The organism is Streptosporangium carneum, assembly GCF_027922005.1.
GTDB classification, from domain to species: domain Bacteria; phylum Actinomycetota; class Actinomycetes; order Streptosporangiales; family Streptosporangiaceae; genus Streptosporangium; species Streptosporangium carneum.
The window spans coordinates 144,550-170,999 of record NZ_BSEV01000014.1; the positions used below are offsets into that span (position 1 = coordinate 144,550).

Annotated in this window: 23 protein-coding genes; 10 read left to right on the forward strand and 13 right to left on the reverse strand. The window is 70.0% G+C overall.

Going from position 1 to position 26,450, the window contains the following annotated elements; all coding sequences use genetic code 11:
* Positions 1-15: 15 nt before the first annotated feature.
* Positions 16-1,251, reverse strand: a complete 1,236-nt coding sequence (locus PKF00_RS27055) for a cytochrome P450 (RefSeq protein ID WP_425582141.1) — start codon at positions 1,249-1,251, stop codon at positions 16-18.
* A gap of 373 nt (positions 1,252-1,624) precedes the next feature.
* Positions 1,625-3,226: a GMC family oxidoreductase gene (locus PKF00_RS27060; protein ID WP_271220453.1), complete on the reverse strand. Its 1,602-nt coding sequence runs from the start codon at positions 3,224-3,226 to the stop codon at positions 1,625-1,627.
* Positions 3,227-3,401: 175 nt separating this feature from the next.
* Between PKF00_RS27060 and PKF00_RS27065 the strand changes: the two genes are divergently transcribed.
* Positions 3,402-4,937, forward strand: a complete 1,536-nt coding sequence (locus PKF00_RS27065) for a long-chain-fatty-acid--CoA ligase (RefSeq protein WP_271220454.1) — start codon at positions 3,402-3,404, stop codon at positions 4,935-4,937.
* 272 nt (positions 4,938-5,209) lie between these two features.
* Here the strand turns inward: PKF00_RS27065 and PKF00_RS27070 are convergent, their stop codons facing one another.
* The 3 genes from PKF00_RS27070 to PKF00_RS27080 all read right to left on the reverse strand — a co-directional run bounded on the left by PKF00_RS27070 (position 5,210) and on the right by PKF00_RS27080 (position 9,691).
* The gene (locus PKF00_RS27070; protein ID WP_271220455.1) at positions 5,210-6,469 is read right to left on the reverse strand and encodes a class I SAM-dependent methyltransferase; all 1,260 of its coding nucleotides are present in this window, start codon (positions 6,467-6,469) and stop codon (positions 5,210-5,212) included.
* Positions 6,470-6,481: 12 nt separating this feature from the next.
* A complete protein-coding gene (locus tag PKF00_RS27075; RefSeq protein ID WP_271220515.1) occupies positions 6,482-7,840 on the reverse strand; it encodes an FAD-binding oxidoreductase in 1,359 nt (452 codons plus the stop codon).
* A gap of 237 nt (positions 7,841-8,077) precedes the next feature.
* Positions 8,078-9,691, reverse strand: coding sequence for a serine/threonine-protein kinase (locus tag PKF00_RS27080; protein WP_271220456.1), 1,614 nt, complete (start codon positions 9,689-9,691; stop codon positions 8,078-8,080).
* 282 nt (positions 9,692-9,973) lie between these two features.
* On the opposite strand from PKF00_RS27080, the gene PKF00_RS27085 reads away from it, so the two are divergent.
* The 3 genes from PKF00_RS27085 to PKF00_RS27095 all read left to right on the forward strand — a co-directional run bounded on the left by PKF00_RS27085 (position 9,974) and on the right by PKF00_RS27095 (position 12,116).
* The gene (locus tag PKF00_RS27085; RefSeq protein WP_271220457.1) at positions 9,974-11,107 is read left to right on the forward strand and encodes a CaiB/BaiF CoA transferase family protein; all 1,134 of its coding nucleotides are present in this window, start codon (positions 9,974-9,976) and stop codon (positions 11,105-11,107) included.
* A gap of 188 nt (positions 11,108-11,295) precedes the next feature.
* Positions 11,296-11,532, forward strand: a complete 237-nt coding sequence (locus PKF00_RS27090) for a helix-turn-helix transcriptional regulator (RefSeq protein ID WP_271220458.1) — start codon at positions 11,296-11,298, stop codon at positions 11,530-11,532.
* Entirely contained in the window at positions 11,532-12,116 is a 585-nt protein-coding gene (locus PKF00_RS27095; protein WP_271220459.1) for a hypothetical protein, read from the forward strand. The genes PKF00_RS27090 and PKF00_RS27095 overlap by 1 nt, the downstream gene beginning before the upstream one ends.
* On the opposite strand, the gene PKF00_RS27100 is transcribed toward PKF00_RS27095, so the two are convergent.
* Positions 12,086-12,553 (reverse strand): GyrI-like domain-containing protein, encoded by a 468-nt coding sequence (locus tag PKF00_RS27100; protein WP_271220460.1) that lies wholly within the window; start codon positions 12,551-12,553, stop codon positions 12,086-12,088. The two genes, PKF00_RS27095 and PKF00_RS27100, sit on opposite strands and share 31 nt — an antisense overlap.
* 134 nt (positions 12,554-12,687) lie before the next feature.
* Here PKF00_RS27100 and PKF00_RS27105 point away from each other — a divergent pair, with 134 nt between their 5' ends.
* Positions 12,688-14,127, forward strand: coding sequence for a GuaB1 family IMP dehydrogenase-related protein (locus tag PKF00_RS27105; RefSeq protein WP_271220461.1), 1,440 nt, complete (start codon positions 12,688-12,690; stop codon positions 14,125-14,127).
* Positions 14,128-14,258: 131 nt separating this feature from the next.
* Here the strand turns inward: PKF00_RS27105 and PKF00_RS27110 are convergent, their stop codons facing one another.
* The gene (locus PKF00_RS27110) at positions 14,259-14,402 is read right to left on the reverse strand and encodes a hypothetical protein (protein ID WP_271220462.1); all 144 of its coding nucleotides are present in this window, start codon (positions 14,400-14,402) and stop codon (positions 14,259-14,261) included.
* A gap of 246 nt (positions 14,403-14,648) precedes the next feature.
* Between PKF00_RS27110 and PKF00_RS27115 the strand changes: the two genes are divergently transcribed.
* The gene (locus PKF00_RS27115) at positions 14,649-15,278 is read left to right on the forward strand and encodes a YflT domain-containing protein (RefSeq protein ID WP_271220463.1); all 630 of its coding nucleotides are present in this window, start codon (positions 14,649-14,651) and stop codon (positions 15,276-15,278) included.
* Positions 15,279-15,347: 69 nt separating this feature from the next.
* On the opposite strand, the gene PKF00_RS27120 is transcribed toward PKF00_RS27115, so the two are convergent.
* The 4 genes from PKF00_RS27120 to PKF00_RS27135 form a co-directional block, all read right to left on the reverse strand.
* Positions 15,348-16,289, reverse strand: a complete 942-nt coding sequence (locus tag PKF00_RS27120) for a carbohydrate ABC transporter permease (RefSeq protein WP_271220464.1) — start codon at positions 16,287-16,289, stop codon at positions 15,348-15,350.
* Positions 16,286-17,251, reverse strand: coding sequence for a carbohydrate ABC transporter permease (locus PKF00_RS27125; protein ID WP_271220465.1), 966 nt, complete (start codon positions 17,249-17,251; stop codon positions 16,286-16,288). Before PKF00_RS27125 ends, PKF00_RS27120 begins: the two co-directional genes overlap by 4 nt.
* Positions 17,252-17,353: 102 nt before the next feature.
* On the reverse strand, positions 17,354-18,706 hold the full coding sequence (locus PKF00_RS27130) for an ABC transporter substrate-binding protein (protein WP_271220466.1): 1,353 nt from the start codon (positions 18,704-18,706) through the stop codon (positions 17,354-17,356).
* Between the two features lie 199 nt (positions 18,707-18,905).
* Positions 18,906-19,901: a LacI family DNA-binding transcriptional regulator gene (locus PKF00_RS27135; RefSeq protein ID WP_271220467.1), complete on the reverse strand. Its 996-nt coding sequence runs from the start codon at positions 19,899-19,901 to the stop codon at positions 18,906-18,908.
* Positions 19,902-20,389: 488 nt separating this feature from the next.
* Here PKF00_RS27135 and PKF00_RS27140 point away from each other — a divergent pair, with 488 nt between their 5' ends.
* The 3 genes from PKF00_RS27140 (at position 20,390) to PKF00_RS27150 (ending at position 24,154) form a co-directional block, all read left to right on the forward strand.
* Positions 20,390-20,764 (forward strand): FKBP-type peptidyl-prolyl cis-trans isomerase, encoded by a 375-nt coding sequence (locus tag PKF00_RS27140; protein WP_271220468.1) that lies wholly within the window; start codon positions 20,390-20,392, stop codon positions 20,762-20,764.
* 132 nt (positions 20,765-20,896) lie between these two features.
* Positions 20,897-22,423, forward strand: coding sequence for an ATP-dependent DNA ligase (locus PKF00_RS27145; protein WP_271220469.1), 1,527 nt, complete (start codon positions 20,897-20,899; stop codon positions 22,421-22,423).
* 900 nt (positions 22,424-23,323) lie between these two features.
* The gene (locus tag PKF00_RS27150) at positions 23,324-24,154 is read left to right on the forward strand and encodes a septal ring lytic transglycosylase RlpA family protein (protein ID WP_271220470.1); all 831 of its coding nucleotides are present in this window, start codon (positions 23,324-23,326) and stop codon (positions 24,152-24,154) included.
* Between the two features lie 7 nt (positions 24,155-24,161).
* On the opposite strand, the gene PKF00_RS27155 is transcribed toward PKF00_RS27150, so the two are convergent.
* Complete coding sequence (locus PKF00_RS27155; RefSeq protein WP_271220471.1) at positions 24,162-24,794, reverse strand: DUF1707 and DUF4870 domain-containing protein; 633 nt, start codon at positions 24,792-24,794, stop codon at positions 24,162-24,164.
* Between the two features lie 146 nt (positions 24,795-24,940).
* Here PKF00_RS27155 and PKF00_RS27160 point away from each other — a divergent pair, with 146 nt between their 5' ends.
* Positions 24,941-25,279, forward strand: a complete 339-nt coding sequence (locus PKF00_RS27160; RefSeq protein WP_271220472.1) for a hypothetical protein — start codon at positions 24,941-24,943, stop codon at positions 25,277-25,279.
* A gap of 1 nt (position 25,280) precedes the next feature.
* On the opposite strand, the gene PKF00_RS27165 is transcribed toward PKF00_RS27160, so the two are convergent.
* Positions 25,281-26,399 carry a DUF4192 domain-containing protein gene (locus tag PKF00_RS27165; RefSeq protein ID WP_271220473.1) on the reverse strand — a complete coding sequence of 373 codons (1,119 nt, stop codon included), beginning with the start codon at positions 26,397-26,399 and terminating at the stop codon, positions 25,281-25,283.
* Between the last annotated feature and the right edge of the window lie 51 nt (positions 26,400-26,450).

The window sequence follows — 26,450 nt, forward strand, 5'->3', positions numbered from 1 at the left end:
ACGTCAATGAGCGACTCAGAAGTCGCATTCGAGGCGTTTGATGCCGTTGATGAAGCTGGAGCGCAGGCGGACGGGCTCGCCGATGGAGCGGATCTGCGGAAGCCGGGTGAACAGCTCGCGGAACATCACGACGATCTCGCGGCGGGCCAGGTGGGCGCCCAGGCAGAAGTGCGGCCCCGGGCCGCCGAAGGCCACGTGGGCCCCTCCCGCACGCCGGATGTCGAAGCGGTAGGGGTCGGCGAAGACGCTCTCGTCACGGTTGGCCGCCCAGTAGTAGAGCAGCACCTTGTCGCCCTTGCGGTAGGGGTGGCCGTTCATCTCGTGGTCGCGGGTGAGGGTGCGGCGCATCCAGGCCACCGGCGAGGCCAGGCGGACGATCTCCTCGACCGCCCCGGGCAGGCGTCCCTCGAGGTCCTCCAGGAGCAGCGCGCGCTGGTCGGGGTTGTCGGTGAACAGCTGCAGGCCGTGCGAGATGGCGTTGCGCGTGGTCTCGTTACCCGCGACGACCAGCAGGATGAAGAACGAGCCGAGCTCCTGCATCGTCAGCTTCTCGCCGTCGATGTTGGCGCTGGTCAGAGAGGTGATGAGGTTGTCGCCGCCCTCCGCGGCCAGGGAGACGACGAGGTCCTGCAGCCGCTGGCCCGCGCCGAGGAGCAGCTCCGCGGCGCGGCTGACGTCCTCGATGAACTCCGGATCGCCGCCGGACAGGATGATGTTGGAGGCGTCGAACACCGTCTGGTAGTGCTCGGCGCCGATGCCCATCATGTCGCAGATGATCTTCAAGGGAAGCTTGGTGGCCACCTCGGTGACGAAGTCGCAGCCGGGCCCCTTGACGATCAGGTCGTCCACGATCCGGCCCGCCTCCTTCCGCACGTCGTCCTCGAACCGCCCGATCATCCTGGGGGTGAACGCCCGGGAGACGATCCTGCGGAGCCTGGCGTGCCGGGGATCGTCCATGTTGATCATCGACCCGAAGTACTCACCGAACTCCGGCCCCAGGTCGTGGATGGCGGTGGCGCCGCGCCCCGAGGAGAAGATCTCCGGGTTGCGGCTGGCCTCGACGATGTCGGCGTGCCGGACCAGGGCGTAGTAGCCCGTTCCGCCGGGAAGGGCGAAGCTGATGTCCGGCTCGGCGAACCTGACCGGGGCAGGCTGGGCGCGCAGCAGCGCGAAGGCCTCCTCCCGCTCGGCCATCGGCCGCTCCCAGAAGGCGACGTCCGAAAGGTCGATGTCCGCCAGCGAAACAGTCACACCAGCCCCCAATAGAATCGCATTCGGCTTGCCGATCCTGCCACGACCTTTCGCCCCCACCAATTCAGGACGAGGTCACCCATTTCGCGAGGTCAATCCAGCTGGAGAGAGCGTCCTGCCCGCTCCCCATGGGCGGAACCTAACACCGGCTTGGCGGCGAGGAGGCCAGGATTTCCCTCAGAGCGCCTCGCGGATCGGAAATCGTCACGCGGCGGGAACAGTGGCCCCGCCCGCCGGACACGCGGCGGACGGTCCGGCGGGCACTGTAACGGGCACTACGGCGGGCACTGTGACGGGCCTGCGGCGGGCACTGCGGCGGACGGTCCGGCGGGCACTGCGACAGGCGCTGCGACAGGCGCTGCGGCGGGTCGCCTCACGGGGCTCCGGCGACGAGGTCGGCCGCCCTTTCGGCGATCATGACGGTGGGGGCGTGGGTGTGGCCCCGGTTGATGACCGGCATGATCGAGGCGTCGGCGACGCGGAGCGCCTCGACGCCGCGCACCCTCAGCTCCGGATCGACGACCGCGTCGGCGTCCTCGCCCATCCGGCAGGTTCCGACCGGGTGGTAGAGGGTCTCGCTGCGCTCGCGGATCCAGCGGACGAGCTCCTCGTCGCTCTCCGCGCCCCAGTAGGGGTTCATCGGCGGCCCGGCGAACGGCAGGAGCGCCGCGGTCGCGAACAGCTCCTTGGCCTTCCTCAGCCCGGCGACCTGCCTTCTGACGTCCGCCTCCGCCGTCAGGTACGCGGGGTCGATCACCACGTCACGGCCTTCGAGGAAGACACGGCCCCTGCTCTCGGGACGCAGGAGGATCGAGGCGATGGTCAGGCCGTGACCGGGCGGCGGGGTGAGGCCGTGGTCGATGAAGGGGCCGGGGGCGAAGATCAGCTCGATGTCGGGGGCGGGCTCCCCCGCTGACGTCCTGATGAAGGCCACCGCCTCGCCGACGTTCGAGGTGAGCATGCCGCTCCGGCCGACCAGGAAGCGCAGCAGGTTGCCGACCGACTCGGCGCCCGCGAGCGTGACCGGCCTGGGGCAGTGCAGGATGACGCCCGAGGCCAGGTGGTCCTGGAGGTTGGCGCCGACCTGGGGAAGGTCGTGGACGGGCTCGATCCCCTGAGCGAGCAGTTCGTCGGCCGCGCCGACGCCGGACAGCATCAGCAGGTGCGGCGAGCCGATCGCCCCCGCCGCCAGGACGACCTCCCTGCGCGCCCGCACGATCGTGCCGCCGCCGTTCCCCTGGCTCCCGGCGCTCCCGCCTCGCCCGTCGCCTCCGGTGGCCGCCTGGCCGTACTCCACCCCGGTCGCGCGCCCGTCCTCGATCACCACCCTGCGCACGTGGCAGGAGGTCAGCACCGCGAGGTTGGGCCTTCTCGCCGCGGGTTTCAGGTAGGCGTCGGCGGAGCTGCAGCGGCGGCCCCTGTCCTGGGTGACGGGGGTCTGGGAACAGCCCTCGTTCGAGGGGCCGTTCAGCTCGTCGAGGCGGTTCAGCCCGAGCTCCTCACAGGCCCGCAGGAACACCGCGGTCATCGGGTTGGGGCTGCGCAGTTCGGAGATGCGGATCGGCCCCGCCGTGCCGTACACGTCACCGTGGTTGGAGCCGACACGGCGCTCGGCCCTGCGGAAGTACGGCAGGACCTCGTCGTACGACCAGCCGGGCACCTCCCACCCGTCGTAGTCGGCCCGGTGGCCCCGCACCCACATCTGGGCGTTCATCGACGAGGAGCCGCCGAGCATCCGGCCGCGCGGCCAGTAGAGCCGCCTGCCGGAGAGGCCTGACTGTTCGACGGTGGTGAAGCCCCAGTCGCAGCTGGTCTTGAAGAGCTTGGCGAACCCGGCCGGCATCCGGACCTCCAGCCTGTCGGCCGCGCCCCCCGCCTCGATCAGGGCCACCGTCGTCGCGGGGTCGGCGGACAGCCGGTTGGCCAGCACGCACCCCGCGGATCCCGCCCCTACGATCACATAGTCGTACTCCACGTGCCCACTGCCCCTTCGTCGCACGAACGGACGACCGCCTCCCCCCGGTAAGCGGGCTCTCATCTGCTTACCCCGAGTGGTTTTACGCGTCAATTCGTAATCGCTGTTACCTACCGGTAGGTATCTCGGCCTGAAAAGATGAGACGGGTTAGAGCCTGCTCGGAGGAGGACGCCCATGCTCAATCTGTCGATCGTCCTGGAGGACAGCGCCCGTCAGCAGCCCGACCGCGTCGCACTCGTCTTCGGCGACCTGCGGCTGCCGTACTCCCTGGTCGACACCATCGCCAACCAGGTCGCCAACCTGCTGGTCTCCAGAGGCGTCGGCAAGGGGGACAAGGTCGCACTGGCCTGCCCGAACCTCCCCTACTTCCCCTTCGCCTACTACGGCATCCTCAAGACGGGCGCCACGGTCGTGCCGCTCAACGTGCTGTTGCAGTCCAGGGAGATCGCCTACCACCTCCAGGACTCCGAGGCCAAGGCCTTCTTCTGCTTCGAGGGCACCCCCGAGCTGCCGCTGGGCGAGCGCGGCAGGGCGGGCTTCGAGGAGGCGACGGCGACGGAGCACTTCTTCGTGCTCCCCGCCACCGCCTTCGCCACCGAGTCCGAGTACGGCGAGACCCTGTGGGCGGCGCTGGACGGCGTGTCCGGCGAGTTCCAGACCGTGCAGACCGCGCCGGACGACACGGCGGTGATCCTCTACACCAGCGGCACCACGGGCCAGCCGAAGGGCGCCGAGCTGAGCCACCAGAACATGCTGCTCAACGCCATGGTCTCCGACGAGATGTTCCCGCGCTCCGAGGGGGGCGACGCCTTCCTGGCCGCGCTGCCGCTGTTCCACTCCTTCGGCCAGACCACCGTGATGAACCTGGGCTTCCGGCGCCGGGCCACCGTGGTGCTCATGCCGCGCTTCGAGCCGGGCCCGGCCCTGGAGCTGATGCGCACGGAGGGCGTCACGCTGTTCGCGGGCGTGCCGACGATGTACTGGGCCATGCTGACGAAGATCCACACCGACGGCGACGAGGTGCCCACCTCGTTGAAGGTCCCGGTCTCCGGTGGGGCCTCGCTGCCCGCCGAGGTGCTCAGGGACTTCGAGGACACCTTCGGCATCGGCATCCTGGAGGGCTACGGCCTGTCGGAGACCTCTCCCGTGGCCAGCTTCAACCAGCTCGGCAGGCCGACCAAGCCCGGCACCATCGGCACGCCGATCTGGGGCGTGGAGATGAGGCTGATCGACGGGGACTGGAAGACGGTCGAGGGCGACGAGCCCGGGGAGATCGCGATCCGCGGCCACAACGTGATGAAGGGCTACTACAACCGTCCCGAGGCGACCGCGGAGGCCATGAACGACGGCTGGTTCCGCACCGGCGACATCGCGGTACGCGACGCCGACGGCTACTACACGATCATCGACCGAGCCAAGGACATGATCATCAGGGGCGGTTTCAACGTCTACCCGCGCGAACTCGAGGAGGTCCTGATGACCCATCCCGAGGTCTCCCTCGCCGCGGTGGTCGGCGTCCCCAACGACTCGCACGGCGAGGAGGTCAAGGCCTACGTCATCCGCGTCCAGGGGGCGGAGCTCACCGAGGAGGACCTGGTCGCCTGGTCGAAGGAGAACATGGCGGCCTACAAGTATCCGCGCCTCGTCGAGTTCCGTGACGCTCTCCCGATGACGGCCACCGGCAAGATCCTCAAGCGCGAGCTGAGGTAGGGGCCAGGAGAGGCCGCCGCGCTTTCCCACGACAACTGGATACCGCCGCGAAGACCGTTCTCGAAAGCGGTTCGGGAAAAGCCGGGGCACGGCCGTCGGCGACGGCGACCGGGGCGGTCACCGCGAACGGCCGTTGACGCCAGACGCCCAGCCGGGTCTCCCCGGCCGGGCGTCCAGCCGAACTCTCAACCGCCCGCCCCCGGCGGACGATCCCCGAAGGGCCCTGGAATCCGGCGTCGCCGACGCGAGCCTTTCGGGGCCGGGGCCGCGCGTCAGGGCCAGTCGAGGGAGGGACGGAGCGGCACGTGGGCCTCGCCCTGGGCGTCGAGTTTCACCCCGAGGACCTGGTGAAGCTGGATCTTGTTGCGCTCGAAGCCGACCACACAGCCCGCCATGTAGAGCCGCCACACCCTGGCCGTGCCCTGCCCGACCTCCTCGACCGCCTCGTCCCAGTGGTCGTCGAGGTTGGCGCACCAGTAGCGGAGGGTCTGCGCGTAGTGCTCGCGCAGGTTCTCCTCGTGGCGGATCTCGAAGCCGGTGTCCTCCATCTGGCGGACGAGGTAGCCGACCGACTCGAGCTCCCCGTCGGGGAAGACGTAGCGGTTGATGAAGCCGCCCGCGTTGAGGGTCTTCTCCGTGCCGGTCGGCCTGGTGATGCAGTGGTTGAGGATGCGCCCGCCCGGCACCAGCTTGTCGTACAGGAACTTGAAGTAGAACGGGAGCTGGTCCTTGCCGATGTGCTCGGTCAGGCCGATCGAGCTGACGGCGTCGAACCCGCTCTCCTTGACGTCCCGGTAGTCCATGTGACGGACCTCCGCCAGGTCGCCGAGCCCCGCCTCCGCGATGGCCTTCTGCGCCCACTCGGCCTGCTGACGCGACAGCGTGACTCCCAGTGCCTTCACGCCGTACTCACGGGCGGCGTGGATGACCATCCCGCCCCAGCCGCAGCCCACGTCCAGCAGGCGCATCCCCGGCTTCAGGCCCAGCTTCCTGGCCACCAGGTCGAACTTGGTGTGCTGCGCCTCCTCCAGCGTGGACTGCTCGGTGGGGAAGACCGCACAGGTGTAGGCCATGGACGGGCCGAGCACCCAGGAGTAGAACTTGTTGGACACGTCGTAGTGGTGGTGGATCGCCTCGGCGTCACGCTGCTTGGCGTGCCTGCTGCCCATCTTGGCCAGCACGCTGCGCCGCACCTCCTGGGGAGGAGGCTGCACCCGCATCATCAGGGGCTTGACGCCGAGCGCGCGCACCGCGCCGATCTTCTGAGCGGTGGTGATGTCGTTGATGGTGAGCGACCACATCCGCGACAGGAGGGAGTACATGTCCCCGTCGACATTGATGTGTCCTGAGATGTAGGCCCTGGCGAGGCCGAGCTCGCCCGGGGCCTGGGCGAGATAGGCCACCGCGGCCGGGGATTTGACCTCGATGCCGATGTCCGCACCGTCAGGGCCTGCCTTGCTGCCGTCGTAGGCACTGAAACGGATCCCAGCCCCTGAGCCGACGACCATCTCGAAGATCTCTGCGAGCCTCACAGATTCAACCTCCTAACGCCCCCGTACACACTTGTCGTAGAGGTCGAGCAATCGGCCACCCGCATCGTATGCCCGCTTTACCGGCCAGTAGGCCGTTCCGTTATAGAACTGCCAGAACTCGTCCTTGGGGTAGAACGACGTGGAGTACAGCGACTTGTGCCCGTCAAGTTCGTGCACCCGGCGTTCGATGAGGCGGTTGTAGTAGCCGTCGAACTGACCTCTGGGCAACGGAACCGTACCCCAGAAGCCAAAGTTGACATAGAGACGCTCCGGCTCGAGGGGATAGAGCGGCCACTCGCCCGAGGCCTTCAGCGGGCACATCCACACCGGCTCCATGCCGACCTTGTCGTGGAAGAACTCCAGGAACTCGGCGCCGCGCTCGACGGGCACCTCGACGTCCTGGATGACCGACTCCTGCAGGGGCCTGCCCCGCCAGCGGTCGACCCGGGCGACCACGCCGTACTTCCGGTCGAGGCCGACGAGCCTGCGGTAGACGTCGGAGCGCATCCACTTGCGCGGCATCAGCGAGCGCACCAGCGGCTCCTGCACGCCGAAGGCCCGCGAGCACCAGAACCAGTCGGTGTCCCAGCGCCAGAGGTAGTCACGGACGGTCAGCCAGTCACGGGTCCTGGTCTGGATCGACCGGTAGTAGATGCGCATGCCCGTGTAGTCGGACAGGTAGGGGGCCTTGTCCGCGAAACGGCCGACGGTGACGTACATCTCGCCGGGGCCGAAGAACGTGCCGTCCACGAAGTCGACGGACTCGCCGTCATGCTCGCCGCGCTCGCAGATCTCCTTCATCGCGATCATGCACTTGTCCGCGTCGGCGAACGGGATGTGGGTCAGCCTGACGTACGGCTGGACGCGCTTGAGCTTGATCCGGATCCTCAGCGCGTAGCCGAGCGTGCCGTAGGAGTTGGGGAAGGCGCGGAACAGGTCGCGGTGCTCGTTGTCGTCGCGCGCCACGACGATCCGGCCGTCGCCGGTGAGGATCTCCAGCTCCTCGACCGACTCGTGCGGCAGCCCGTCGCGGAAGCTGGTGGACTCGATGCCCAGCCCGGTCACCGCACCGCCCAGCGTGATCGTCTTCAGCTGCGGCACGACGTACGGCATGAGCCCGTGGGCGAGCGTGGCGTCCACCAGGTTCTCGTAGGTGGTCATGCCCTGGACCTCGGCGGTCATGGCGACCGGATCCACCTCGATGACCTGGTCGAGGTCACGGGCCGACAGCTTCGCCCCCTGGGCGCCGTCCCTGAACCGGAACAGGTTCGTGGTCGCCTTGGCCAGCCGGGGCACCGAGTCGTCCGGAATCGCGGCGTAGGAGTCCCTGATCTGCTCCACGGCACGTCTGTGCGCCGCCATCTGTGTCATCTGTTCCACAGGACATCACCCCCAGGGCTCCCATAGTAAAGATCGCCTCTAGCACGTTATATCTCGGATGTCCCGGGAGCCAGGTGGGACACGGTAAACGCGTGGAAACTCTACGGCGACCCCGTTCCGAGCCCGCGGCGGGTCACTGTCCAGGCACCGCCCGGGCGCCGTCTGAGCACTGTCCGGGCACCGTCTGAGCACCGTCTGAGCACTGTCCGGCGCTGTCCGGGCGGCGGGTCACTCCCCTCCGCGCGGCTGGAAGCTCGCGAACACCTGGTTCATCAGGGGGACCTGGCTCTTCCACTCGGCGGAGGAGGTGGCCCAGCTCAGCACCATGACCGTGTCGCCGACCGCGATGAACCTGCTTATCTCGTGGTAGTTCGTGCCCGGGCTGGCCCACGGCACGCCGCCGACGTCCGTCGCCTTCCAGTTGAACTCCCACTGCAGGCCCGTGCCGTAGGCGAGGGGAATCCGCGTGGTGCGGTCGGCGCCGATCTCGCTCCACTGCGCGGCGTTCTCCTTGACGGTCCGCTGGACCGTCTCGAGGCTCTCCAGGGGGCCGGGAAGCACCTCGACCGACATGTGGGCCATGCCGTCGGGGCGCAGCCACTGGGTGTATCCGGTCTCGGGCGCCCAGTCGCCCTTCCAGCTCGCCGGATAGCGGATGGACCAGTTCTCCGGCGCTCTGGCCCGCCAGGTCCTCAGCCGCGCCGCGGTCTCGGCGGGCCTGCTCCTGGTGACCCTGGGCGAGGGCGACTCGCTCACCGGGCTCGTCGTCGCGGTGGCGACGACGGCGGTCGGGGAGCTCGACGGGTCGGGCTGCCGCTCCTGCGCGGCCGGAGGGGCCGCCGTCTCGCCGGAGCTCGTCATCGCCACGGCCGCCGCGCCGCCTCCGGCTAGAACGACCACCGCGGCGACGACCAGCGCGACCTTGCCCCCTCCGCCGCTCTGGCGCTTTCTCCGCCTCCTGGCGGGCATCGTCGCGGTCGGGGCCTGCCCCGTGGGGAGCCTTCCCGTACGGCGCGGCGCGGTGCCGGAGGGGTCGTCGGCCGCCTGGGCCAGCAGCAGGTCGGCCTGCTCGGCGCTCAGCCGGCGCCCGGGGTCGCGCTGGAGCAGGCCGGAGAGCACCTCGTGCATCGCGGGCGGCACCCGGCTGAAGTCGGGCTCCTCGGTGAGGAGCGCGCCGAGGGTGGCGATGGCGTCGCGGCGCTCGAAGGGGCCGTGGCCGAGCAACGCGGCGTACAGGGTGGCGCCGAGCGCCCACAGGTCCGACCACGGCCCCGCGTCGGCGTTCGTGGCGCGCTCCGGCGGCAGGAAGCTCGGCGAGCCCGTCACCATGCCGGTCTGGGTGAGCGAGGTGTCCCCCTCGACGGTGGCGATGCCGAAGTCGGTGAGCACGGCCCTGCCGTCGGGGGCGAGAAGGATGTTGCTCGGCTTGACGTCGCGGTGCAGGATCCCGGCCTCGTGGGCCGCCTGGAGGGCCGACAGCACCTGGCGTCCGATGTCGGCGACCTGCCGCACCGGCAGCAGCCCCGCCTCGTCGAGGCCGCGGGCCCTGACGAGCTCCATGATGATCCAGGGGCGGCCGTCCTGTTCGGCGACGTCGTAGACCGCCACGATGTTGCGGTGGTTGAGCCTGGCGGCGGTCCTGGCCTCACGGGAGGTGCGGGCGAGCTGGCGCTCGTGCTCGGCGGGGGCGAGGTTCGACGGGAGCAGCACCTCCTTGACGGCGACCGGGCGGTCGAGGAGGGTGTCGTATCCCTCCCACACCACACCCATGCCGCCGCGGCCGAGCTCTCTCAGCAGTCGATAACGCCCAGCGACCACCCGTTCACTGTGCGGATATGTCATCGCGCGACCCCTAGTCCCATTCAAATAGGGCGCAAGTTTCCCATATCGCCTGGAGGCTCGTGCGCCGCCGAGGGATGCCTTGCCACAGAAAGCCGAACGTTGTTCTACTTGGCCGGAGGGGAAGGCCACCAGATCGTACCAAGCATCCGGTTGACGCGACCGTGTCACGACGGAGCCGACACAGCAGCCGACGCAGCAGCCGCCACGACGACCGCCACGATGGCCGACGCGGCGCCCCGAACGCGGCCGGCACGCGACCGAAACAGCGACGAGGAGACGCCGATGGAACGCGCGACCAGGAGCGGCCCGCTGGCCGGAGTGCGCGTGCTGGAGCTGGCGGGCCTGGCCCCAGGGCCGTTCGCCGGGATGATGCTGGCCGACCACGGCGCCGAGGTGCTGCGGGTCGAGCGCGCCGCGACCGTCGCCGCGGCCGGGGACGAGCCGAGGCACGGGGTGATGGACCGGGGAAAACGGACGATCGGCCTGGACCTGAAGTCGCCCGAAGGGGTGGCCGCCTTCAAGCAGCTGGCGGGCGGCGCCGACGTGGTCATCGAGGTCTACCGCCCCGGGGTCGCGGAACGGCTCGGCATCGGCCCCGCCGACCTGCACGCGGTCAACCCCCGCCTCGTCTACGGGCGGATCACCGGCTGGGGCCAGGAGGGACCGCTCGCCTCGGCCGCCGGGCACGACATCGACTACATCGCGCTCTCCGGCGTCCTGTCGGCGCTGGGGCGCGAGGGCGAGCGGCCGACCCCGCCGATCAACCTCCTCGGAGACTTCGCGGGCGGCGGGCTCATGCTGGCCTACGGCGTGCTGCTCGCGCTCGTCGAACGGGAGCGGACCGGCGTGGGCCGGGTGGTCGACGCGGCCATGGTCGACGGGGCCGCGACGCTGTTCGCGATGTTCTGCCCCGAAGCCCAGAGCGGCCGATGGGGGGCGCGCGGCACGAACCTGCTCGACACCGGCGCGCCCATGTACGACACCTACGAGACCGCCGACGGAAAGTTCCTCGCGGTCGGGGCGCTCGAGCCGCGGTTCTGGGCGGAGATGGTCTCGTTGATGGGCCTTTCCGACCTGCCCGACCGGGACGACAGGTCCCAGTGGCCCGCACTGCGGCGACGGCTGGCCGAGGCGTTCGGGTCCAGGACCCGCGCCGAGTGGGAGGCGGTCTTCGAGGGGTCGGACGCGTGCGTCTCCCCGGTGCTGGAGATGACCGAGGCGGCCGACCACCCGCACAACAAGGCGCGCGGCACATTCGTCGAGGTCGGCGGCGTCCGCCAGCCCGCTCCCGCGCCGCGCCTGCTCGGCGTGCCCGAGCAGGATCTCTCCCCCGCGACCCGGCTGGCCGACCTCTCCTCGTGGGGTCTGTCCGCCGAGGCTCAGACCCGGCTGCGCGAGGCCGGGACTCTCGTCTGACGGCTCTGACGGTCGTCACCGTTCACCCGCTCCGAAGGCGGCACACCGGACACAGGTGTGCCGCCTTCTGTCGTAGGTCTGGCGCTGAATGTAGTAGGTGTACTACATTCATTCGCATGAGTACTGCACAATGCTCAGGCGAGCGGCGTCTCCCCGCTCAGCGCCCCTGAGCGCCCGGAGGACCCGCGATGCCCACCGAAGACGTCTACAACCGGATCCCGATGCTGCGAGCCGAACGCGGCGTCTCCCGCAAGGACCTGGCGGCCGCGCTGGGGGTCCACTACCAGACCATCGGCTACCTGGAGCGCGGCGAGTACAGCCCGAGCCTGTTCCTCGCCCTGCGCATCGCCGAGTACTTCGAGGTTCCCCTCGAGGTCGTCTTCTCCCTGAAACCGTTCCCGCGACTGGGCAGTGAGGTCAAGTGATGAGCACACTGAGGGAAAGCTGGGACCGCAGGCGGATCGAGGCGCTGCACACCGACCTGCTGCCCGGCTGGTACGCCACCCGGCGCAGGCGACGGCTGCTCGCCTCCGCAGGACTGGTCTCGATAGCGCTCATGTGGGTCAACGGCGCCCTGTTCTGGGCTCCCAAGGGTGACGTCGGCCCCACGATCGTCTACTTCACGCTGCTGGCGATCTCACTGGTGCTCTACTTCCCGGCGGTCACGCTGCTCAACGTCGCCACCCGCGGGCTCACCGAGCTGGCCGAGCGCCACCTGGACGAGCGTCAGCTGGGCGAACGGCTGCGCGCCGTGGCCCTGGCCCACCGCGCCATGACCGGTCTGATCGTCGTGCTGGCCGTCACCGTGTTGGCACTGAACGTGGCCAACGACCGTCACTTCTCCATGCCGGGCTCGGCGCTGTTCCAGCTGACGATCGCACTGGCCCTGACCAACTTCGTGCTGCCCCTGATCGTCTCCGCCTGGCGGCTCCCCGACCCTCCTCCGGACGAGGAGGAGAACGGGCCGATCGGGGAGGGTCAGCGCATCGAGGGGAAGACCGCGACGTAGAGGTCGACGCCCTCGGGGTGGTGGATCTCCAGGTCGGTGGTGAAGGCGCGGGGCGGGGTGCCGCCGGACTCGGTGTGCTTCCACAGCCGCTGCCAGGCCTCAAGGAGCGCGCCCGGCATGGGCCCCCGTGCCTCGACCTTCAGCGCCGGCACCGCGGGCACCCGCACCGCGACCATGCCCTCGGGCAGCGCGGCGGCGCTGCGCACGGCCACTCCGACGATCTGCGTGTACGACCCGTGGTGGTCGCTCTCATAGTCGGTCAGCACCGCGTAGAGGTTCTCGTCCACCCTGCCGGGAACATGGGCGAAGGCCCCGGGAGCTCCCGCCCGTGCCCACAGCGCGCCGAGCCGTCCCCGGCCCTGCTCCATCTCGTCGGCGTTGGATGTCCGTACGGCATGGCCGACGACGAGCATCTCGGACCGATCGACAACGATCACAGCGCCTCCCCTGGCCATCCCCTGAACTCCCCGCAAACCGGATCCTAGTGCCCCTCACGAGTGCTGCTCCCTCTTGGGGATCTTCAAAACGGGAACGCTCACCTTTAACTATTCACCGGACAAGGTGGACTTACGTGAAATTTCTCAATGAGATGGCACCGGCCCACGACCTGACCTACAGCGACGTGTTCATGGTTCCGTCACGCTCCTCCGTGGGCTCCCGGCTGGCCGTCGACCTGTCGACGCAGGACGGCACCGGCACCACGATTCCCGTCGTGGTCGCCAACATGACGGCCGTCGCGGGACGCCGCATGGCCGAGACCGTCGCGCGGCGCGGCGGCATCACCGTGATCCCACAGGACATTCCCATCGAGGTCGTCGCCGACGTGGTCGACTGGGTAAAGAAACGCGACCTGGTCCACGACACGCCGCTCACGCTCACCCCGCACGACACCGTGGGCAAGGCGCTCAGCCTGCTGCCCAAGCGGGCGCACGGCGCGGTCATCATCGTCAACTGGGACAACCGCCCCGTCGGCGTGGTCACCGAGAGCGACTGCGGCGGCGTGGACATGTACACGCAGCTGTCCCAGGTGATGTCCGACCACCTGCTCACCCTGCCCGCAGGTCTCGACCCCCGTGAGGCCTTCGACCGCCTCCACGAGGGGCGCCACCGGCTCGCCCCGATCGTGGACGGCGAGGGGCGTCTGGTCGGCATCCTCACCCGGACGGGGGCGCTGCGCGCGACGCTGTACCGCCCCGCGCTCGACGCCTCCGGCAGGTTGCGCGTGGCCGCCGCCGTCGGCGTCAACGGCGACGTGGCGGCCAAGGCCAAGGAGCTGCTCGAAGCCAGGATCGACTGCCTGGTCGTGGACACCGCCCACGGCCACCAGGAGAAGATGATCAACGCTCTGAGGGCGGTCCGCTCGCTCGACCCGGGCGTGCCGGTCGCCGCGGGCAACGTGGTGACCGCCGAGGGGGTGCGCGACCTGGCCGACGCCGGAGCGGACATCCTCAAGGTCGGCGTCGGCCCGGGGGCGATGTGCACCACGCGGATGATGACCGGCGTGGGCCGCCCGCAGTTCTCCGCCGTGCTGGAGTGCTCCGCCGAGGCCCGGCGCCTCGGCCGGCACGTCTGGGCGGACGGCGGCGTCCGGCACCCCAGGGACGTGGCCCTGGCCCTGGCCGCGGGGGCGGCGAACGTGATGATCGGCTCCTGGTTCGCCGGGACCTACGAGTCTCCCGGCGACGCCCGCACCGACGCGGACGGCCGCAGGTACAAGGAGAACTTCGGCATGGCCTCGGCCCGCGCCGTGAAGCTGCGCACCGCCGAGGACTCTCCCTTCGAGCGGGCTCGCAAGGCTCTGTTCGAGGAGGGGATCTCCACCTCCAGGATGTATCTCGACCCGCTCAGCCCCAGCGTCGAGGACCAGATCGACGCCATCGTGGCGGGCCTGCGCTCCTCCTGCACCTATGCGGGGGCCTCGACCCTGGAGGAGTTCCACGAGCGGGCGGTCGTCGGGATCCAGAGCTCCTCCGGCTACACCGAGGGGATGCCGCTCCACCAGAGCTGGTGACCGCCCGCCGCCTCCCTGCCCGGCCTCACCCGCTCCGCGCCGCCGCCTCCGGTCTCACACGGTCCGCCGTCACGTCCAGATGACGGCGGCACGTCGGCTCCTCGGCGTCTCCCGCCCGCCGAGGAGTCGACTCAGCTGCGGTAACGCGACTCCAGCACGCGCTCATGACGGTCATCCGCCGACAGCCGCCCGCCTCGGTAACGAGTGAGCCTGCACAGTGCCATCAGCCCCGCGAGGGCGAGCACTGCTTCGATCATCATGATGAATGCGATCATTTGGGGTTCCTTCACGGACCTGGCACCTGACGATCCCTGCCCACCGTCCGCGCCACTCGCAAGAACCTTAACAGTCCCCTGGACGATTTGTCGCCTAATGTCCGCTTTCGAGAGAAAAGTTTTCATATGGAAGCTTTTCGCAGCCTACCAGGAGGGTGACAGCCAGGCCAGCGGGCGCATGCTCCACCCGGCCCGGGGTAGTCGGCGTGCCGGATCCCCCTACCAGGCACGGGAAGGCGAACGGACATGGCAGAGCTAACCACAACCCCTGACACCCAGGTCGTCGTCAACCGCAGGACGCTCGTCAGCTACGACAACTACCTCGCCGCCCAGCGAGCCGTCGACGGGCTCTCCGACGCGGGGTTCCCCGTCGAGCACGTGGCGATCGTCGGCAGCGACCTCCGGCTGGAGGAGACCGTCACCGGCAGGCTGACCAACGGCCGGGCCGCGCTCACCGGGGCGGGAAGCGGCGTGGTCTTCGGCGTCGTCGTGGGACTGTTCCTCGGCCTGTTCACCTCGACCACGATGTCGTTCGTCGTGCTCGTGCTCTGGGCCGCCCTCTGGGGCGCGGTGGTGGGAGCCGCGTTCGGCTTCATCAACCACTTCTTCACCGGAGGCAAGCGGGACTTCGCCTCGCGCAGCGCGATCGTCGCGGGCCGCTACGACATCCTGGTCGCCGCCTCCCACCTCGACCACGCCCGCGCCGTGCTCGAGGGCGGCCCGCGTCCCGCCGACACCGTGGTCGTCGAGCCCCCGCCGTCCGCGGGCGCGTACGACCCGGCCGCCTTCGGGAGCACCACCCCGGACCTGCCCCGCCCCGAGACCCCGTCCACGCAGGCCCGCTCCGAGGACCCCTCCCTGAGGACTCGCCCCTGACCAGGGCTCGGGGCCGGGACTCCCGTTCAGGGCCCCGAGGCGAACCGAGCCCCCGGCCCGGCCCCACGCTCAGCCCTTGACGCCGCCTGCCAGCAGGCCCCTGACGAAGTGGCGCTGCGCCGCCAGGAAGACCGCCAGCGGGATGACCGCCGAGACGAACGCCCCCGAGGTCAGACGCTGCCACTCGTTGCCCCTCGTGCCCGCCATCTGCGCCAGCCGTACGGTCACGGGGGCGGTCTCCGCGGTGCCACCCGCGAAGATCAGGGACACCAGCAGGTCGTTCCAGACCCACAGGAACTGGAAGACGCCGAAGGCGGCCAGCGCGGGACCGGCCAGGGGAAGCACGATCCGGCGCAGGATCGCGCCGTGCGCGGCTCCGTCGACCCTGGCCGCCTCCATGAGCTCTCCGGGGATCTCGGACATGAAGTTGTGCAGCAGGAAGACGCCCAGCGGCAGCGCGAAGCAGGTGTGCGCACACCAGACCTGGACGAAGCGGGCCGGGCCCTCCAGGTCCCACGCGGGCAGCATCTGGACGCCGAAGACCTCCACTCCCCTGGAGAAGAACGACAGCAGCGGGACCAGGGCCATCTGCAGCGGCACGATCTGCAGGGCGAAGACGCCGACGAGGATCCAGTCGCGTCCCCGGAACGGCAGCCAGGCCAGCGCGTAGGCGGCGAAGGTCGCCAGGGCCAGCGGCAGGAGCACGGAGGGGATCGTGATGACGACGGAGTTGACCAGGAAGCCGGCCATCCGTCCCGAGGACGAGGACGTTCCGAAGAGCACCTGCCGGTAGTTCTCCAGCGTGAACTCGGGATCGGAGAAGAACGTCCACCAGCCGGTGGACTTGATCTGATCCTCCGGGCGCAGCGAGGACAGCAGCAGGCCGAAGGTCGGCGTGGTCCACAGGACCGCGATGACGATCGCGGCGACTCCCGCGCCCCGGCCGGACAGCCGCCGCCGGACCCGCGCGGCGGCGGCGCGGGCGTCCGCCCGCCCTCCTCGCCCGCTCACCGGGCCCGCCCGCGGACCTGGTAGACGACGACCGGCGTCACCAGGACGAACAGCAGGACGGCCAGGGCGGCCCCCCTGCCGGTCTCGCCGTACCTGAACGCCTGGTCGTACATCTCGTTGGCGATGACGCCGGTGTCGAACTGGCCGCCGGTCATCGTACGGACGACGTCGAACAGTTTCAGCGTGCCGATCGACTGGGTGACCAGCACCACGGCCACCGCGGAACGGATGGAGGGCAGAGTCACCCGGAAGAACAACTGCCGCGGGCTCGCCCCGTCCAGCCTGGCCGCCTCGACGATCTCCCCGGGAATGCCCTTGATCGCCGCGGAGAGCACCACGGTGGCGAAGCCCGCCTGGATCCAGACCATCACCGCCACCAGGAACAGCGTGTTGAGCGGAGGCTCCTGGAGCCACTGCCGAGGTTGGCCGCCCACGCTCACGACGAGCTGGTTGAGCAGGCCTATCTGCTCCTGGCCCTCGGCCCGGTAGGCGTAGACGAAGCGCCAGACGACGCCCGCACCGACGAAGGAGATCGCCATCGGCAGGAAGAGCAGCGACCTGGCCAGCGCCTCGAAACGGGTCCTGTCCACCAGGACCGCGTAGACGAGCCCGACGGAGGTCACCAGCGGCGGCACGAGCAGGACCCAGACGACCGTGTTGCGCAACACGGTCAGCGCCTCGGGCCGGGTGAACATCCACACGTAGTTGTCCAGTCCCGCCCACCGCCTGCCGTCGCCGCTCATGAAGGACAGCAGCGTCGTCCGCACGGCGGGCGCCACGAGCCCGACGCCCAGGAGCAGGAGGGCGGGCGCGAGCAGGATCGTCGCGTGCGGCCAGGCCCGCCGCCGCATCGGGACGCGGTCGACCAGCAGCAGGACCGCCGCGACCACGACGAGGAAGGCGGCGACGCCGATCAGCAGTTGGAGGAGCTTGGGCTGTTCTGCCGCGAGGTCGAAGTCCATCGATGGGATCTCCCGAGGGGGACGGGGCGGGCGGCGGGTTCCGCGTCGCGGATCACCCGGTCCGGACGCGTCGTTCGCGCGGCCCGGGTGTGCCGCCGGACATCAGGACGTCGGCCAGGACGCGTTGACGCGGTCGAGGACCGTCCTGGTGTCCTTGCCGTTGATCCAGTCGGTCATGGCCTTCCAGAAGGCGCCCGCGCCGACCGAGGCGGGCATCTGGTCGGAGCCGTCGAAACGGAAGACCGTGTCCGGGTCCTGCAGCATCTCGATGGAGAGCCTGTCGACCGGGTTGTGCGCGTTCGAAGGGTCCACACCCCTGCGCGCCGAGACGTAGGGCCCCAGCCTCATCCTGGCCTCGGGGAAGTCGGCGGAGGCCAGGTAGGCCCGCAGCGCCTCGACCTCGGGACGGTCGGAGAAGGCCGCGACGAACTCGCCCGCGCCGAGCACCGGCCGCTTCGACGGGTCGTCGCCCGGCAGGTAGAACGCGAACACGTCGCCGTCCTCGGCCACCTGCGTGCCCTCGGGCCAGAAGTTCGCGTAGAAGGACGCCTGGCGGTGCAGCGCGCACCTGCCCTGGGTGATCGGGATGCCGCCCTCCTGGAAGGCGGTGCTCGCGATCGACCTCACTGGGCCGTAGCCGCCGTTGACGAACCTTTCGTTCCTCAGGATCGCGCCGACCTTGTCCACCGCCGCGACGACCTTGGGATCGTTGAACGGCAGCCTGTGGCTCACCCAGTCGTCGTAGCCCTGGGGGCCGACCTCACGCAACAGGACGTCCTCGACCCAGTCCGTCGCGGGCCAGCCGGTCGCGTCGCCGGACTCGATGCCGGCGCACCACGGCTTGAGACCGGTGGCGGCGATCGTCTCGGAGAGCTTCATCAGCTCGTCCCAGGTCCGGGGAACGGCCCAGCCCCGCTCCCTGAACATCTTCGGGGAGTACCAGACGAGGGACTTCACGCTGGCGCCCAGCGGCGCGCCGTAGAGAACGCCGTCGACGGTGGCGTATCTGGCCCAGTCCGGCGACCACCCCTCGGCGGCCAGCCTCTTCACCTCCGCGGAGGCGGGCTTGAGAACGCCCGCCTCCGCGAAGCGTGCCAGCAGGCCAGGCTGAGGGAAGAACGCCAGGTCAGGAGGGTTTCCGCCGTCGACGCGCACCTGGATCTGCGCCTCGAACTCGCCGGTCCCCTCGTAGTCGATCCTCATCCCGGTGCACTCGGCGAACGGCTTCCACGCCCGCTCCAGCAGGTCGGCCTCGACGTCGCGGATCGGGGAGTAGACGCTGACCGTTCCGCCCTCGTGCCTGCCGTACCCGGCGAAGGCCGCGCACCCGGCCGACGCGCCGCCCTCGCCCGTCGACGACCCGGTCCGCGCGGATCCGCACGCGGTGGCCGCCAGTGCCAGCCCCGCGACGCCTGCCGCCAGAACGAGGCGCTCCGGCCGTGAGAGGAGCGACATGAACCTTCCTCCATACGCGTCACGGGACCCTGAGAGCGCTCTCTGGAAGAATCATCTGCTCACATGGCGATGTCAATGACCGTGACATGACGGTTACGGGACGTCTTCCAGACCTTCGCCGGGCGAGAGCCGCCTCCGGGAGAGCGCTCTCAGGGCGGCGACGACCGCGACGGGCCCGCAGGGCCGGCGAGGCGGGAGACTACGAGGAGGACCTGACGACGAGTTCCGTCGGCATGATCAACGGGTCGGCCGGGCTGTCCTCCATGAGGCCGAGCAACAGCCTGACCATGGCGACGGTCTGCTCGGCGTGCGCGCTGTGGACGGTCGTCAGCGGCGGGTCGGTGTAGCGGGCGGCCTCTATGTCGTCGTAGCCCACCACGGCCACGTCGTCGGGGACCCGGCGGCCCGCCTGGCGCAGCGCGTGCAGCGCGCCGATCGCCATGAGGTCGTTGGCGGCGAACACCGCGTCCAGGCCGGGGTCGTCGGTCAGCAGCTGGCGCATGGCGACCGCGCCGGACTCGCGGGTGAAGTCGCCGACCGCGATGATCGAGCGGCGGTCCGAGTCTCGCAGCACGTCACGGTAGCCGGTGAGACGGTCCTGGCCGCCGACGGTGTCCAACGGCCCGGCGATGGTCGCGATCCGCCGTCTCCCCCGTTCCAGCAGGTGGCGTACGGCGCCGGCGGCGCCGCCCACGTTGTCGTTGTCCACGTACGGCAGGGCGACCGGCACGGCGGGTCTGCCGTAGGAGACGACGGGGACGCGCAGCCGGGTGAGCGCGACGGGCAACGGGTCGGCTCCGTGGCTCGACACGAGCATGACCCCGTCGACGTGTCCGCCCGCGATGTACTTCTCCACCCTGGCGTGGCTCTCCGGCGACCCGGCCAGCAGCAGCACGACCTGCTTGCCCGCGGTCTCCAGCTCAAGGCTCGCCGCGCGGATGACCGTGGAGAACATGGGGTCGTCGGAGAACACCCGGTTCGGCGGCTCGGAGACGACCAGCGCGACGGAGTTGGTCCGCTGCGTGACCAGGTTCCTGGCCGCGCCGTTCGGGACGTAGCCCAGCTCGTTCACCGCCCGCATCACCATGTCGCGGATGTCGGGAGTGACGGTGGGCTGGCCGTTCACCACCCGTGAGACGGTCGAACGGGACACCCCGGCACGAGCGGCGACCGCCTCCAGGGTGGGTCTTCTCATCTGGCTCCCCCGTAGTTCGATGACTGTCGACACCACAGCGTGCTGCCAGCGGGCGGCGAGGCCGACGCGCGCGGTCGCGAACCCCCGTCGGACTCTCTTGGCCACTCGGCATTGTCCGGTCATTATGCGACAACGCCCTGAGGGGAGGCCTGGCTCACCGGCCCCCGCGCCGATCGCGGCGCGCACGGCACACCGTTGGCCGTCCGGGCAGCGCTCCCAGCTCCCGTGCCCGTGTCCGGGACCCTGATTGAGAACACCGATTGAGAACACCGGTTGAGACGCTGACCGGGGACGCTCACCAGGCCGTGCCCACGTGCCCCTTCCGGGGAGTGCCGAGGGGCGCGTCCGGGCATCACCCCCGGAAGGGGCATATGTCCGAGGGACATGTGGGGTCATCGTGTCCCCCGGCTCTCATGCGTCGGCCGGACCCCGTAGAGTCGTTCGGCCGACCGGAAAACGGCCGGCGCGCATCCAATCGAGGAGAACACGTGGCACTGGAGAAGCCTGAGATCGACTTCCCCGAGGGCGAGGCGCCCAAGGAGTTGCAGATCGTCGACATCGTCGAAGGAGACGGCCCGGAGGCCAAGCCAGGCCACCAGGTCAGCGTGCACTATGTCGGCGTCGCCTTCTCCACCGGCGAGGAGTTCGACGCCTCCTGGAACCGCGGCGAAGCCTTCCAGTTCCCGCTGGGCGCAGGCCGGGTCATCGCCGGCTGGGACCAGGGTGTCGCGGGCATGAAGGTCGGCGGCCGTCGCCGCCTCACCATCCCGGCGCACCTCGGCTACGGCGACCGCGGCGCGGGCGCCCGCATCAAGCCGGGCGAGACGCTCATCTTCGTCGTGGACCTGCTCGGCGTCAGCTGACGTCCCCGCGAGTCGGCAGGCGGGCCGCCCCTCGTCCGAGGGGCGGCCCGCCTGCCTTCGGGGAGTTGGATCGCTCCGAAAAGGAGGAGTTCACCCTCCCGAAATGTCACCGGCAGCTCATAGGCTGGGCCTGTGCTGTTGATCGACCTTGCCCGCACCTCGGCGGCCGTGGCCGCCGACTCCGCCAGGCTGGCGAAGATCCGTCACCTCGCGGAGCTGCTCGGCCGGGTCGAGCCCGACGAGGCCGAGATCGCCATCGCCTACCTCTCCGGTGAGCTTCCGCAGCGCGCCATCGGCGTCGGCTGGGCCGGTCTGCAGGATCCGCCTGATCCGCGTCTGGCCGCGACAGCCACCCTGCGCCAGGTGAACGGGCTTCTCGACCAGATCAAGGCCCAGGTGGGCCCGGGCTCCCAGGCGGCGCGCAAGGCCCTGATCACCGAGCTGTTCAGCGCGGCCACCCGCCAGGAGCAGACCTTCCTGGCGCGCCTGCTCCGCAGCGAGCTCAGGCAGGGCGCGCTCGACGGCGTGATGATCGAGGCGATCGCGAAGGCGGCCGAGGTGCCGGTCGCCGAGGTCCGGCGGGCGTTGACGCTTCGCGGCTGGCTGCCCGCCGTCGGCGCCGCCGCGCTGAACGGCGGGGTCGAGGCGCTGCGTGCCTTCCATCTGGAGGTCGGCCGCCCGGTCTCACCGATGCTCGCCCAGAGCGCCACCTCCGTCGCCGCCGCGTTGGGCAAGATCGGCGGCTTGGCCGCCGTCGAGTGGAAGCTCGACGGCGTCCGGATCCAGGTTCACCGCTCCGGTGAGACGGTGACCGTGTTCACCCGCACGCTCGACGACATCACCGCACAGGTTCCCGAAGTGGTCGAGGCTGTCGGCGCCCTGTCCTCCCAGGACCTGGTCCTGGACGGCGAGGTCATCGCGCTGCGTCCCGACGGCCGCCCCGAGCCCTTCCAGATCACCTCAGGCCGGGTCTCGAGTCGCGCCGACGTGGCCGGGGCGCGTGAGAAGACCCCGCTGAGCGTGTTCTTCTTCGACGCGCTGCGGGTCGACGGCGCCGACCTGCTCGAGCTGCCCGGCGAGTCGCGCCACGCGGCCCTCACCGGGGTCGTGCCCGCGGAGCTGGTGACCCCCCGCCTCGTCACCGGGGAGACGGCGACCGCCGAGGAGTTCTACAAGGACGCGGTCAGAGGCGGCCACGAGGGCGTGGTGGTCAAGTCCCCGCAGGCTCCGTACGCCGCGGGAAGGCGTGGAGCGGGCTGGATCAAGGTGAAGCCCAGGCACACGCTCGACCTGGTCGTCCTCGCCGCCGAGTGGGGGCACGGCCGCCGCGAGGGCAGGCTCTCCAACCTGCACCTGGGCGCCCGCGATCCGCTGACGGGCGGGTTCGTCATGCTCGGCAAGACCTTCAAGGGCCTGACCGACGAGTTGCTCGCCTGGCAGACCGAGCGTCTCCTGGAGCTCAGCGACGGTCCGGCGGACAGCTGGACGGTCACCGTCCGTCCCGAGCTCGTCGTCGAGGTCGCCTTCGACGGGGTTCAACAGTCCAGCCGCTACGCCGGGGGCATGGCGTTGCGCTTCGCCCGGGTGCTGCGCTACCGCTCGGACAAGAGCGCCGAGCAGGCCGACACCGTGGAAACCGTGCGCGCCCTCATGCTCTGACCTGACCGAGCCGCTCCGACTCCGGTGGAGACCGCCCCGACCTCCCTTCTCACCGGTCCGCACTCCACGAGCCCAGGAACCCCTCCCCAGCAGACTCCACGAGCTGAGGCACCGCTCCCCACCAGCCCGCTCCACGAGTTCCTCACCGATCCGCACCCCATGAGCCGAGGCCTCCTCCTCACCACCCCACCCCACGCCCTCCTCACTGGCCCGCACTCCACGAGCCCAGGCACCGTTCCCCCATCAGTCCACTCCACGGATTCCTCACCGGTCAGCGCTTCATGAGCCGAGGCTCGGGAGCCATTCGACGGCCTCGGTGATCCGTTCGATGTGATCTCGAATGGCGGCTCATCCGGGTCCGTGAGCTCTCGGCACGGGGACGGGAGTGAGGCCGGAGAGCCTTTGTTGTTTCCTCCGGGACAGGAGTTGTTTCAGGGGCGAATGAAACGTCGGAGTTTTTTGAGGTTTTCCGCGCTCACGGCCTCCGTGTCGCCCACATCTGGCCCCCGTGTCGCCCACATCCCCCGCGAGCGTCACCCCGCACCCTCGTGAGCAGCGGATACGCACGTCGGCACGTCGCCTCCGCACCGCGATCGCCTTCGCCCCGCACATGATCGATCGTCTCCTGGAATCGCGGACTTCCCGGGAGCGCCCTCCTACCTCTCGCCAGAAAAGGCGATCAAGGATAGGTTCATTATCATTTTAGACTCAAAGTGACATAAATCACTTTATGTGTCATTAACATGGCTTTGCTTGCAGTTTGTCGCATATGGTCGGCCCACGTTACGCGGGAAGCACTCCTGTGCCCCGCGTATGGGATCGGCCGGTGCGCACCCCCCGCCTCCTCCGCCCCGTACGGCCCTCCCATGTCCTGCCCCCGACCTTGGACCGTGGTTTCCCTTGGGCCTGCACTCCCACACCCCCTCCCCCGACTCCTCCCCGAAGAAGACGTTGCCAGGAAAGCGGCGCCTGGCCGCCCTGGCCGCCGGCGTCACCGTGGTCGCCGTGGTCTCCGCCACCGCGTGGGCGGTCTCCTCCCCGGGCGACGCCCGGCTGACGACGACCAGCGCCGCCCTGGCCGGCGCGGGCCTGACCGATGCCGGACAGAACGCCGACGGCTCCTTCGAGCCCGCTCCCGGCGAGTCCGCGTCCTCCTCGGAGTCCCCCTCGAACACGCCCTCCCCCGCGAACGCGACGGCCACCCCGCAAAAGGCCGCCCCCTCGCCCTCCGTCCCCGAGACCGCGGCGGGTCCCCGGTCCGCCGGGGACGGGACCAGGACCTCATCCCCCGAGTCCACCGCGAAGCCGTCCGCCGCCCCCACCACGAGCACGCCGTCCACGACGACGGCCCCGGTCGACGCCGCCGCCTCGGAGACGAAGAGCGCGCCGAAGACCAGGAAGACCGTCAAGGCCAGGAGCACCGCCAAGCAGAAGGTCCGCGTGATCTCGAGCGGGACCTGTGGCGCCTCCTACTACGACGAGGGACAACTGACAGCCAGCGGCGAGCGTTTCAACCCGAACGCGATGACCGCCGCGCACAAGACCCTGCCACTGGGCAGCAAGGTCAGGGTGACCAACCCGGCGAACGGCGAGTCGATCACGGTCAGGATCAACGACCGGGGACCCTATGTGGGCGGACGCTGCCTCGACCTGTCCAGGGCCGCGTTCTCCGCGATCGGCAGCGTCTCCGCCGGGGTCATGCGGGTCAAGTATGAGGTCCTCGGCAAATGACCGAGGTCTACTTCACCGGTCGCAGCGTGAACGGGTAGCGGAAGTCGCCTTCGCCCAGCGCGGCCACGCCGCCCACCACGGAAAGCGCCATCGCCCCGAGCCAGAGCACGGGCATGAGCACCACGCCGACGAACGTGATCGCCAGCAGGACGGTGGCGCCGAGCAGGGTGAGCTGGAAGTTGAGCGCCTCCACCGCGTGCCTGCGGACGTAGGGCGAGGTCTTGCCCGCGGTGAGCAGCATGATCAATGGGCCGATCGCGAGCAGGCCGGTCAGCGGCAGCAGGTGCGCCGCGGCCGCTCCCAGGCGCTCTCCTCCCGCGTCCGCCCGTGCGCAGTGCCGGCTCGAGGCCGACACCCCCTCCGAGAAGGGGTACGGCGCGGGCATGGGCGGACGATGGCCGTACAGCTCGTGCATGATCGGCATGAGGTCGGCGTGGACGCGGGCCGTCATCGCCCGCTCCAGCCTGTCATCGAAGTCGATCTTGTCGAGGCGTCCGTCCGCGTAGGCGGCCTTGACGTGCTCGACCACCTGTTCCCGATCCTGGTTGCTGACCCGGAGTCCGGCGTGCTCGAGGCCCGGGCCGGGGGGTGACGCGCTCCCGGGCCACCGGTGCGCCGCTGGTGTCGCTGTGCCTGCCATAGGACCGACATCCCTTTCGTCTCCGATTTGCCTTCAATATTTGTCGACGACTTTTGAGCGGTCTATCAGGATGAACCCTTGGATGTCCCTTAGAGTCCACCCTGACCTTGCACCATGAAACGACCAGGGGATGTATACAAGGAGACATGAGATGGCGTGATCGCTATGGGTTGAGGCGTCTACGCGGACCGAAGATCGCCAAGTTTGACCGTGAGGCAACAGACTCCGACGTCGAGGCGCTCATCGCCTTCGCGAAGTCGCGTCGTGGCGTGGAGTTCTACGTCGAGCCCGAGACCTTCGCGACCGACACCACCGCGATGGCCATCGCGGACGACGGTGAATGGACACGACGCCGGGTCGGCTCCCCGGCGGTGATCCGCAAAGTGGCCCGTGATCTGGCTCTGCCGGTCTACGACGTGCAGCTGACCGGCTATCCCGCCCGGATGCGGGCCTACAACGAACGCCGCAAGCGCGCCGAGAGCTGAGTCACCCCCCGGAGGCCTCCGGCTCCCCCAGCAAGGCGATCACTGGCAGCAGCCAGGCCATGCGTGGACTGCCCATCTCCCGGTCCAGCTCCTCGGGGCTGGGCATCCTGTCTCTGAGCACCTGCGGCGAGAGCATGTGACGCAACGCGTGCGTGAGCAGATTGGCCATCGAGTAACCCGGATCGACGTCGCACGCGCGGGTGAGGGCCACGCCGGCGAGCGCTGAGTCGCCCCGGCACCAGGCGACCACCGCCAGCAGACAGGCGGCCGGAGGCACGAACCTCGGCTCCAGCCTGCGCGTGAGGTCTCGCCACAGCCCGAGGTGGGCGTCGTGGGCGTCGTCGGCGACAAGCGCCCACGCCTCGTCGCGGACCCGGATCACCGCGAGCGCCAGCCCCAGCCTGGCCGCCTCCTCGTCGTCGAGCCGCCCGCCTGAGGCGTGGACGGCGACGGCCGAGCGAACCCGCGCCACCCCCTCGGCGACGAACTCCGCCGCGAACCCGCCGGGGTCGTCGGACGCGGCGAGCCTGTCCCTCAGCTCCTTTGTGACACGCGCGGTCGCCCGGCGCATCGCGGAACGCGTGGATCCTCCGACGGGGTCGAGCGACCGCTCCAAGGTCCGCCTGTCGGGCAGGGCGACCAGCCCGTGCACGGTCGCCCTGGCGGCGACGACGCCGGCCTCCCTGTCGTACGGCGTGCCGTCGACGGGACAGCAGTCGGTCCGGGAGCACACATAGGACCAGTAACGCCCGTCCTCGACCCGCAGCGCGTCGAGGAGCGTGATCCCGGCCCGGCGAAACAGCGCGACGGCCGGATCCACCGCCGGGGTCACCAGCGTCCCCGGGCCGTATCCGACGACGATGACCTGGGCGACCCTCTCCTGGGCGAACAGCGGCACCAGCCCGTCGAGCCCGGGATCGGCGAGCGGCAGGTCCCAGCGGACCGTGAGGTGCAACCGGCTTCTGGGCGGCCTTCCTCTCAGGCCGATGACGACCAGGCTGTCGGAGGGATGGAATCCCACGAGATACGGCACCGCGCCGAGGACCTCCTGGGTGGAGCCGAGCAGGAGGCCGGACGGCGGCCGGAGCGAGGGCGGCGAGATCGGGATGTCGGTTGGCATGGGGTAGAGCATGGCCGGAGGCCCGTCCCCGGTCCCGCGCCGAACCACGTT